Raw genomic sequence first — 10,812 nt, 5'->3', positions numbered from 1 at the left:
GCTTGCACTTGTGTAGCCATCTGCTTGTATAGCTTTGGCTTTATCTAATGCTTTTTTCAGTTCTGCTTTATCTACAACAATTGGTTTTTCTTCCTTTTCCAAAGCGGCAATGGCTTTTTCGATTGCTGTTACCTGTGCATTTACAGCATCCTGTGTTGCCTTATCATCGGCATATACTTTTTCAGCTGCCTTGATTGCTTCCTGTAACTTCGCATAGCTTGCACTTGTGTAGCCATCTGCCTGTACAGCTTTAGCTTTATCTAACGCTTTTTTCAGTTCTGCTTTATCTACAACAATTGGTTTTTCTTCCTTTTCCAAAGCTGCAATAGCTTTTTCGATTGCTGTTACCTGTGCATTTACAGCATCCTGTGTTGCCTTATCATCTTTCAGAACTTCCCTTGCTTTTGTTACAACTGTCATAAGATTCAGATAACTTTCTTCTGTATAAGCATCTGCTTCATACGTATCTGCCTGCTCGATGATCTTCTTCAAAGCTGTTTTATCAGCCTGTACAAAGACACGTAATTCTACTTCTTTTCCTAAAACTGTGCCTTTGACCTTGTAATCACCAGATACAGCAGTATCGATGTTGCTAAGATCCCAAGAAATCGTTTCTTTTAACACATTTCCATTATCCAATGTTACCATGACATCTTTTGGCAGTTTCGCTGTCACATTATTTTCTTTAAAGGCTACTAGTACCTCTTCAGGCAATGTAACATCGTTTACAACTGCTTGTGGGAATGCCACCTTTATATGATTAAAGACGGTTGTAGATCTAAAGGTTTGTACACCAATATAGCCATCTACAATATCTGCATCACTTTTCTGTGCAATCTGTAGATCATTCACATAATAGGTCAAGGTTCCCTTACCATCATAAGCAACCTTCAAATGATATGTATCCGCATCCACAATTGCTGGTGGTAATAGTTTATCAATATGCCAGTCTTGGCCATTCATATTTTTAAAGATTTTTGCGATTGCGCCATTTTCATTACGTTCCACATTTACACAGAACCATAATGATGTAGGAGCATTTTTATCTTTTACACCAAATACTAAACCGGCCGCAATACCTTCCTTGATGCTCATATCAGCTTCTAATACAAATGGCTGATCCTTAGAAATCTTCGTATCACTTAATTGGAAGCTATCTCCACCGGTATTTTTCCCTTCCATACCTTCCTCAGTGATTTCCCAAACCTCATTGGTATTCCAATTTGTGATATTAGAATCTAGTGATGGTACAATAGCTTGTACACTAACTTCATCACTTAACTCCCCTACCGTTGCCTGAATCCGATAGACACCGGCCTTTAAAGCTTTTACTGTAATACTGCCTTTCTCTTCTTTAACGATTTGTAAGCCTTCAGGAAGTGTCCACTTGATATCGTTCATTTCACTTAGATTTGGATACACATTTGCATCAACCGTGAATTCTGTATCTACATGAACACGCTCTTTAGCGGATACGTATAGCTGTGTTTTCGCCGTCTCACTTCCCGATTTTTTGCTATACATAGACTTCATATCATAAATCTTTAGATCATCAATCGTTACATCCCCATCGTTTGTGAAAAAGGACATGGCAATATTATGATTATCTTGATAAAGTGTTGTTGAAATATTTGCTTCACCATCATTACCAAATGCTTCTACAGCACCTTGATCAACTAAAATACGCAGTTTGATTTTATTTCCTTCTAATGGTGTCAACTGATAAGAGAAATTACCACTGTTCATATAATGACCAGCATTTCTAGCATCCAGTACCATCTTTTTATTTACCACATCGTATTTATAGATAAGTTCTTTTCCACCGCCTTGACGCAGTTTAAAGCCAAATTCTTTACTACTGCCTAGTGTAAACGTACCCTCTACATCATAGTAAATACCTGATACACCACGTAATATATTATCATCGTTTGCGGAAACTTTCTTATTTGCTGTCTGATATAGGATATGTTCTTGGTCCCGCAGTTTATTGACTTCTTCAACCACATTACTAGTTACTACATATTTACCATCACGATCGGTTATCAAACCATATTCCTGTGGCAGAGATTGTGACCCTTTATATATCTTGCCATCAAACTCTGTAAAGTCTTGCAGCCAGCTGATTCCGATTTGACGATTCTTTCCGGTACCATCTTCAAAGAATGTCATGGTTGCATATTTTCCAAAACCACGCCATGGATCTTCATTAGAATCCACATTGATACGATCGGTATCAGCTACCCATTTGAAAACATCGCCATCTCTTTCCATGTGACCGATGACATAGAAACCGGCACTACCGTTATAAATCCACTTCTGCTCACCGGTTCCATTCACTTTTGCAGGAATAAGCCCCGGACATTCTGAATAAATCTGATCACCATTTTTATACGTAAGATTTTGTGTGCGTGTCCATGTTTTCAAGTCTTCACTTGCAAACAGCTGGGCAGCGCCACCCGCAGTAATCATATACCATTTTGTATCCCCATCGATCTTAAATACTTTAGGATCACGGAAATCATTTCCACTAAGTGTATTTCCTTCATTTGGCAAGACTGGATTTCCTTCATATTTGATCCAAGTTGTTCCATGATCTTTTGAATATGCAATGGCTTGTGATTGTTTACCATTCTTTTCATTATGATAAGTAAAAATAGCTACTAATTTAGAATCCCCTTCTTGATTATCCGTAAAGAAACCAGAAGTGTTATCCTTATCTTCTACCGCAGATCCAGAGAAGATTAATCCAAGATCATCAATCTGGATACCTAGAGGCTGTTGTTCCCAATTCACGAGATCCTTTGAACGAACATGTGCCCATGATTGTTTATAAAAGTTATTATTTGGTGAATACTGATAAAACAAATGCCAATAGCCATCGGTAGAATCATATACCATACCATTTGGATCATTCATGAAATTGATTTGTGGTGTTACATGGAACTGCGCACGATTTTCTTGAGCTGCCAATTCCTCATTGCTAAACCATTTATTCACAGCAAATTGATAGGTTTTTGTAAAACCATCACGTTCAACACTGATCATGACATTGGCAAAGTTAGTTTCAAAATCATCAGCACGCAATGTATAAGCATCTTTCACTTCTTCACGTGGACGTGTCACGCGTAAATTGCGATCTTTTATCGTAATATAGACCTTTCCATTGCCACTAGGCTTCAATGTCACTTCATCAATACCGGCAGCTATATCCATACCATAAATGGTAGTACGTGGATCAATAGCTGGTGTAATACTTACACCATCACTTAATGCAAGTGTTGTTAATTCCGGTTCTGAAATGTTTGGACGTTCTGTTTCATTTTGATAATATAAATTTTGATATACGACACTGCCATCCCAAGTAAGCAGGCCTAAATATCCATCACGATGACGATCATCCTGAACATGTGCAACCCCTTTTCCATTGACATAAGCATAAATATCAGAGCCAACTACAGTAACTTTCAAATCATAGGAACCATCTTCATTCGGTGCCACTTCACTTAGCGGAATTTCAGCTAAACTGCCACCTGTTGGAAATTCAAATAATTTGAAGATGTTATTTGTGTAATCGGCGTTAAATGCATAACAACCAGCTTTAGGATCGTTAGGGTTTTCGACACGGAACAATAAAGCTCCTGCGCCTTTACCATGTTTATTGACCGTATGCACCTGATAAGTAAAATCTTGACTTTTAGTATCGGATATGGCGAAGTTATCACCGGTTCCAGAGGATGTAAGACCATCCTCGCCTTTTGTCCAAATACCTTGAAGTCCTCTCAAATTTTCAATATTTGTTTTGAAATTATCTACGGTACGAATCGTTCTGTCCGTAAATTTTATGTTAGAATAGGCAGCTTCTGTTTTAAAGGTCAAAATACCGATATAGCCTCCTACCCATGCATCGATTTTACCTTCCATCTGATATAAACTGCCACCTTCACTTTGCACCTTATAAATAAAGGTACCATCTGCTTTTACATCCAGATCTAAGTGAATTTTCTTCGTGATATCATAATCTGTTAATTGGATTTGCTCGGCATAATCTTCTCCCGCCGGGACCTTGAAGACACGCATGATGTTGCCATCTTGTTCCCTAACAACATTGGCTCCTTTCCATGTAGTCGAAGGTTTATCTTTATCCCCTATGCCAAATACCAGAGCCGCTGAATTTTCACCACCAGCCGTGAGTTCAACATCAGCGCTGTAATGAAAATCATTGACCAGCTCATTGATTTCATTACTTACCGCAAAGTTATCGCCACCCGTATTTTTTAAGAGAATGCGATTTTCTTGCACATCCTTATCTCCCCCAATAAAATCAGATAGTGTCATTTCCTCTATGCTTTTTTGCATTTGGGAAACCATCTTTGGATTTGTGGCCGCTACGATAGAAGTTGGAGCGATGCTGCTTACCACCATCGAACAGGTCATGAGCACTGTTGCAGCTTTTAATACTTTTTTTGTCATTGTTTCTCCTTTCCCTTTTCTTTTTTACCCTGTGAGTACAGGTGCTATCCTCATTATAGAAAAAAGATCTTGTATTCACAAGTGAGTTATGTAACCTCTTTCATTGACAAATGTAAGCGTTTAATTATTTTCTGTATGATTATAAACTCAACAATAATGTTCTAAAAAGAACAAGGAAGATCGTTTATTTCTAACAAATTAATACCATATAAAACCGTTGCCGAAATTCTTACTTTTCTGATTATTTTCATACTATGTTTATTCTCATAGCCCGATGTGAGAATGCAAAATATTCACTTACTCTCACCTATATCATAGCTCATTATATGCGTAATTCTAGTTACGCTACGCGCATGCGAGCCAGCAAAAAAAATGATGCCCCTATAACGTATATTTTACACTACGTCATCCTAGCATCATTTTTATTTCTATCTGCCATATTTGGCATTATTTATATCATGAAAACGCTCTTGTCTATAAATGTGCAATGATAGCATCTCGATAAGCTTGCGTAGTTGCATTGCCATGAAGATCAGGAGTGAGCACCTTAGCTTCCTCTAACACCGCATCAACAGCATTGCGAATCTTAGTGGCAATATCTTCCATACCTAGATTCTCTAGCATCATACAGGCGCTCCACAACAAAGCGGTTGGATTGGCAATATGCTTTCCGGCAATATCCGGTGCAGAGCCATGCACTGCCTCAAACATTGCATATTCACTACCCAAATTGCAGCTTGGCAAAAGTCCCAAACCACCAATTAGACCACTGGTAAGATCTGATACGATATCACCATACAGATTAGGCATGACCATGACGTCAAAGGTTTCTGGATGCATGACTAGCTGCATGCATACATTATCAACAATCTTATCATCTGCCTCAATATCAGGATATTCTTTGGCAATCGTTTGAAAAATATTTAAAAACAAACCATCACTCATCTTCAAAATATTCGCCTTATGCACACAAGTGACCTTTTTTCTTCCATGCTCTTTCGCATAAGCAAAAGCATCATGAATAATACGTTCACTTGCCTTGCGCGTAATGATTTTTGTCGCATGTACAGTATTTTCATCAATCTGTTCTTCCACTCCGACATACAGATCCTCTGTATTTTCACGAAATGTCACGATATCCACATTCTCAAATCTGGTCTTTACGGCGCTGTTTGATTTCGCAGGGCGAATGTTTGCGTAAAGGTCATACTTATTACGCAGCGTGACATTTAAGGAACGAAATCCCTTACCGATCGGTGTCGTAATTGGTGCTTTTAAAAGTACTTTATTTTTTTCAAAGGACGCAAAGGCAGCATCCGGAATCAGTTTCCCATGACGCTCATATTCTGCTGCCCCTACTTCAAAACACTCATAAGATAAGGGGGCTTTGGCAGCCTCTAAAATTTTTAAAACGGCATCTACAATTTCAGGCCCAATGCCATCTCCCTTAAATACGGTAATTGTTTTCATATACTAACGCTCCTCCATTTTTACATACTCTTTTACGGCTCCTACATATTTCGTAGCCGGACGCATAATCCTGCCATCATATGCTTTATTTTCAATGTTATGTGCCAGCCAGCCGACAGTTCTTGCTGTCACAAACAATGGTGTATACAAATCTTCAGGTATGCCCATCATCTCATATACAAAACCACTATAGAAATCGACATTACTAGAGACATGAATGCCTTTGACATCCCATATTACCTCTTTGGCACACCGCTCAAAACGCTGATAGAATTCATATTCATTCGACTTATGCTTGCTTTCAGCCAGCTTTTCAATATAACCCTGCAACACCTCACTGCGCGGATCACTCAATGTGTAAATGGCATGACCCATTCCATAGATCAGACCGCTGCAATCATAAAACTCCTTATTTAATATGCGATACAACAATGCCTTGATTTCCACATCATTATCCGTATAGCCAATTTCACGAATAACTTCTTTCATCATGGAACTGACCTTTAAATTGGCGCCTCCATGACGAGGTCCTTTCATGCTGCCAATAGCACCAACGATCGAAGAATAAATATCAGTTCCGGTAGAAGAAATGACTACATTTGTAAAAGTAGAGTTATTCCCACCGCCATGATCTGCATGTACGATTAGCATCATATCCAAAATTCTCGCCTCTAATTCACTAAAGCGATGATCTTTCCTTAACATATATAAAATATTTTCCGCGATGGACAGCTTTTGCTGAACCGGATGGATGACCAATGATTTCTTATTATAGCGATGCATCTTGCTCTGATAGGCATAGCAGATGATGCTTGGTAATTTGGCCAAGATATTCAAGCCTTGCTCTAGCGTATTCTCCACGCTGATATCATCGGCAGCATCATCATAATCATAAAGTGCCAACACCGCTTGTTGTAAACGATTCATAATATTTTTACCCGGCATATGCAGAAATTTGGTTTCCAAAAAATCATCCGGCAATTCATAGTGATCCTTTAAAATCTTACAAAAATCTTGTAATTCCTCACGATTAGGCAAATAGCCAAACAGTAATAAAAAACAGGTTTCTTCATACCCACATACCTGATTTTTGCTAATATTCGCTATAATATCGCGAAGCTCGATACCACGATAATATAACTTCCCTTCATCATCTGTTTTTACTTCATCTACATATTTATAACCGACGACATCTGCAATGCGTGTCAGACCGACGCGAACCCCCGTACCATCATCATTACGCAATCCTTTTTTGACATTATATTTATGAAACAATTCATTAGGAATATCCGAATACTGTTTCGATTTTTGATAAAATGTGTGCAATGCATCAATCATAAGGCTCACCTCTCACTTTCAAGTTACTTTCAATATTACATCATATTTTTCATAAAATCAATGAAATATTTTCATGATTTATGATATAATGTTACCTGTATATGAGAAAGGAAGAGAATTTATGCCAACGATAACTGAGAAAATCATCAGCGCACATCTCATCGAGGGTGAGATGAAACGCGGCGAGCCAATCGCCATTCATATTGATCAGACATTAACACAGGACGCTACTGGCACTATGGCGTATCTGCAATTAGAAGCGATGGGCGTCGAGCAGGTAAAAACCGAATTGTCCATCAGCTATGTCGACCATAATACCTTACAAAGCGGTTTTGAAAATGCCGATGACCATAAGTATTTACAAACGGTCACTATGAAACACGGTATCCGCTTTTCACGTCCAGGAAATGGGATCTGTCATCAAGTTCATTTGGAACGCTTTGCCATTCCCGGCAAAACATTATTAGGAAGTGATTCTCATACTCCAACTGCCGGAGGTATGGGAGCTTTAGCTATCGGTGCCGGTGGTTTGGATGTAGCCTGTGCCATGGCGGGTAGAGCTTTCCATTTAAACATGCCACATATTATCAATGTGAAATTACATGGTGCCTTGACAAAAGGTGTTTCCAGTAAAGATATCATCTTAAAGGTCTTACAGCTGTTAAGTGTAAAAGGCGGGGTAGGCAGTGTCATTGAATACAGTGGAGATGGCGTTGCCTCTTTAAGCATTCCCCAACGTGCTACAATTACGAATATGGGAGCAGAATTAGGCGCAACAACCTCCGTTTTCCCAAGTGATGAAGTAACAAAAGACTTTTTAAAAAAGCAGCAACGTGAAGAAGATTGGGTAGAAATCGTTGCAGATGAAGATGCGGTATATGATAAAGTCATTGAAATTGATCTAACAACCTTAGAACCAATGATTGCCATGCCCCATTCTCCGGACAATGTCCTGCCTATTTCTGAAGTACTAGGCTTAAAGGTCGATCAAGTTGCCATCGGCAGCTGTACCAATTCCTCTTATCGCGATATGATGAGCGTTGCTAACATTCTACAAGGTAAGACCATTGATGAAAATGTCAGTCTGGTCATTTCACCGGGTTCTCGACAGGTATTAAACATGATTGCCCAAAATGGTGGTTTATCAGCCATGATCTCTGCCGGTGCTAGAATTTTAGAAAGTACTTGTGGCCCTTGTATCGGCATGGGACAATCTCCTATTACCAATGCTTTATCACTACGTACCTTTAACCGTAACTTCTATGGAAGAAGTGGAACACTTAGTGCTAAAGTATGCTTAGTTTCCCCTGAAACCGCAGCTGCAAGTGCTTTAGCCGGTTATATCGTAGATCCAAGAACGATTGATTACACGATACCAAACGATCCTGAAACCTTTGCCATTGATGATTCCATGGTCATTGTACCAGATGCACAGACTGCAGCAGAAACAGAAGTTATCCGCGGTCCAAATATCAAACCATTGCCTATCAACACACCGTTAGATGATGTTATTGATAAGAAGGTCATGATCAAGGTAGAAGATAATATCACAACAGATCATATTGCCCCAGCCGGCGCAAAGGTATTGCCATATCGTTCCAATATTGAAAAGATCAGTGAATTTATCTTTATGAATGTTAAAGCAAGCTTCCATGATGATTGTTTACAACATGGTGGTGGCTATATTGTAGCAGGCGCGAATTATGGACAAGGTTCTTCTCGTGAACATGCCGCATTAGCACCTATGTATCTAGGTATCAAAGCCGTCATTGCCAAAAGTTTTGCCCGTATCCATCGTGCCAATCTGATTAACTTTGGCATTCTTCCTTTGACCTTTGTGAATGAAAAAGATTATGATACCATTGATGAAATGGATGAATTAAAGATTGAACATCTATCAGATCTTCAAGTAGATGTGCCTTTACAGGTACAAAACATTACCAAAGGATACTGTTTTGAGGTAGCACATCATCTTACGGCATTAGATATTGAAACCATCAAGGCCGGTGGTACCTTAAATCTGATTCGTCAACATCAGTAAGGATAACGCTACAATCAAAAGAATACAGCTTCTTATTAAAAATGAAGCAACAAGTACATTGAAAAAAGCAATTCCTGTTTTGTTAAAGGAATTGCTTTTTTTGTGTCTATCAGCAAAAGACTTATTATTTATGTAACCTTATTTAGCTAAAGATGAAATTTCTCTATTTTAAACTTTTTTCTTTTTCCTAAACTTTTGTTCACTTTCAGGATCCTTCACAAACATCAAGAAAATCATTCCTAACACCATCATAGGAATCAATCCCAGAATTCCATAACGGGTTTCTCCTGTTATCATGATGATGATGGATACCGCGATAGGTCCTAAAATAGCCGAGAATTTCGAGAACACAGAGAAGAAACCAAAGAACTCATTGCTATCTGCCTTATCAGGAATCAGTTTCGCAAAATAGGAACGTGATACGGATTGAATACCTCCCTGAAACATACCCACCAATAAAGCCACTAACCAGATAAAGGATGGATTGCTTTGTATCATGGCACCACAGCCAACCACCCCGATATATCCAATGATGCCGGCATAGATCATTTTCTTGGAGCCAAAATTTCCTACCAATTTACCAAATAAGATGGAGAAAGGACAAGCGATGATATTGATAAAGATAACAACTACTAAACTCATCGTATCCGTAATTCCCATTTCGGTTGCTAAGGATACTGCCATTTTAATGACTGTATTCACACAGTCGATATAAAAGAAATAAGAGATACAGAAAAGGAAGATATTTTTATTTTTCTTAACATCCCGAAAGGTATGCCACAAATGAGCGAACGATTCTTTTATTACATGAGGAACCGGTTCATGATAGTTCTTTTGTTTGACATTTTTTAACATTGGACGTGAATAGATCCACCACCATAAAACTGCCAATCCCATCGTTATTCCACATGCCATGCGATAGGTTAAAGTAAAGGAACCAATCACCAAGTCACCCGTTACTTTATCACCAAACAATGTAACTGCCGCAAAAGGAATGACAAAAATCAAAAACGGTAACACCGAGCCGATATACCCCCAGGCATAGCCGGCTGCACTGACTTTATCCACACGTTCATCATCACAAACATCCACGATGAAAGCATCATAGAAGATAATGGAACCATTATACCCCAGCATGGCGATAACAAAAACAAGCAAAGCCATCTTGTAATCAATGAACGGCAAGGCTAAGGCAAAACCGCCAAAGATTCCCATATATAAGAAGAATTTAAACATTCGCATCTTTTTATCTTTATAATCTGCCATCGTACCTAAGACCGGCGATATCAATGCCAGAATAATCGCATAAATAGCATTTGCCCATCCAACATAGACACTGCTGTCACCCGGTGTAATCTTCGCTATCAATAAAGGGAAAATCACCGTACAGGTCGTTAATACTTGTGCTGAATTACCGACATCGTATAATATCCAGCTGGTTTCCTCTTTCGTAAAGCCTAATTTTGTTAAAATTTTTGTGAACATACTTTCTT

The 10,812-nt window shown here is 38.8% G+C and carries 5 protein-coding genes; 1 reads left to right on the top strand and 4 read right to left on the bottom strand.

What is annotated here, in order from left to right; translation table 11 throughout:
• The 3 genes from ACESSZ_RS05705 to ACESSZ_RS05695 form a co-directional block, all read right to left on the bottom strand.
• Positions 1 to 4,470 (bottom strand): GH32 C-terminal domain-containing protein (locus ACESSZ_RS05705; protein WP_499842709.1); only part of this gene is annotated, 4,470 nt, incomplete at its 3' end.
• A 474-nt stretch (positions 4,471 to 4,944) separates the two neighbouring features.
• Positions 4,945 to 5,940: an isocitrate/isopropylmalate dehydrogenase family protein gene (locus ACESSZ_RS05700; RefSeq protein WP_008687515.1), complete on the bottom strand. Its 996-nt coding sequence runs from the start codon at positions 5,938 to 5,940 to the stop codon at positions 4,945 to 4,947.
• Positions 5,941 to 5,943: 3 nt separating this feature from the next.
• On the bottom strand, positions 5,944 to 7,278 hold the full coding sequence (locus ACESSZ_RS05695) for a citrate synthase (protein ID WP_008687513.1): 1,335 nt from the start codon (positions 7,276 to 7,278) through the stop codon (positions 5,944 to 5,946).
• A gap of 121 nt (positions 7,279 to 7,399) precedes the next feature.
• Here ACESSZ_RS05695 and ACESSZ_RS05690 point away from each other — a divergent pair, with 121 nt between their 5' ends.
• Complete coding sequence (locus ACESSZ_RS05690) at positions 7,400 to 9,319, top strand: aconitate hydratase (protein ID WP_008687511.1); 1,920 nt, start codon at positions 7,400 to 7,402, stop codon at positions 9,317 to 9,319.
• Positions 9,320 to 9,487: 168 nt separating this feature from the next.
• On the opposite strand, the gene ACESSZ_RS05685 is transcribed toward ACESSZ_RS05690, so the two are convergent.
• Positions 9,488 to 10,804, bottom strand: coding sequence for an MFS transporter (locus tag ACESSZ_RS05685; RefSeq protein ID WP_008687509.1), 1,317 nt, complete (start codon positions 10,802 to 10,804; stop codon positions 9,488 to 9,490).
• Positions 10,805 to 10,812 lie beyond the last annotated feature (8 nt).

This window comes from Eubacterium sp. 3_1_31 (genome assembly GCF_964249515.1).
Taxonomy (GTDB): domain Bacteria; phylum Bacillota_I; class Bacilli_A; order Erysipelotrichales; family Erysipelotrichaceae; genus Longicatena; species Longicatena caecimuris.
This window is presented reverse-complemented; position numbering and strand designations above follow the sequence as displayed.

Excerpts from the sequence above, each read along its gene's own strand:
- ACESSZ_RS05700 (WP_008687515.1), bottom strand. The coding sequence starts at position 5,940 with ATGAAAACAATTACCGTATTTAAGGGAGATGGCATTGGGCCTGAAATT.
- ACESSZ_RS05695 (WP_008687513.1), bottom strand. The coding sequence starts at position 7,278 with ATGATTGATGCATTGCACACATTTTATCAAAAATCGAAACAGTATTCG.
- ACESSZ_RS05690 (WP_008687511.1), top strand. The coding sequence starts at position 7,400 with ATGCCAACGATAACTGAGAAAATCATCAGCGCACATCTCATCGAGGGT.
- ACESSZ_RS05685 (WP_008687509.1), bottom strand. The coding sequence starts at position 10,804 with ATGTTCACAAAAATTTTAACAAAATTAGGCTTTACGAAAGAGGAAACC.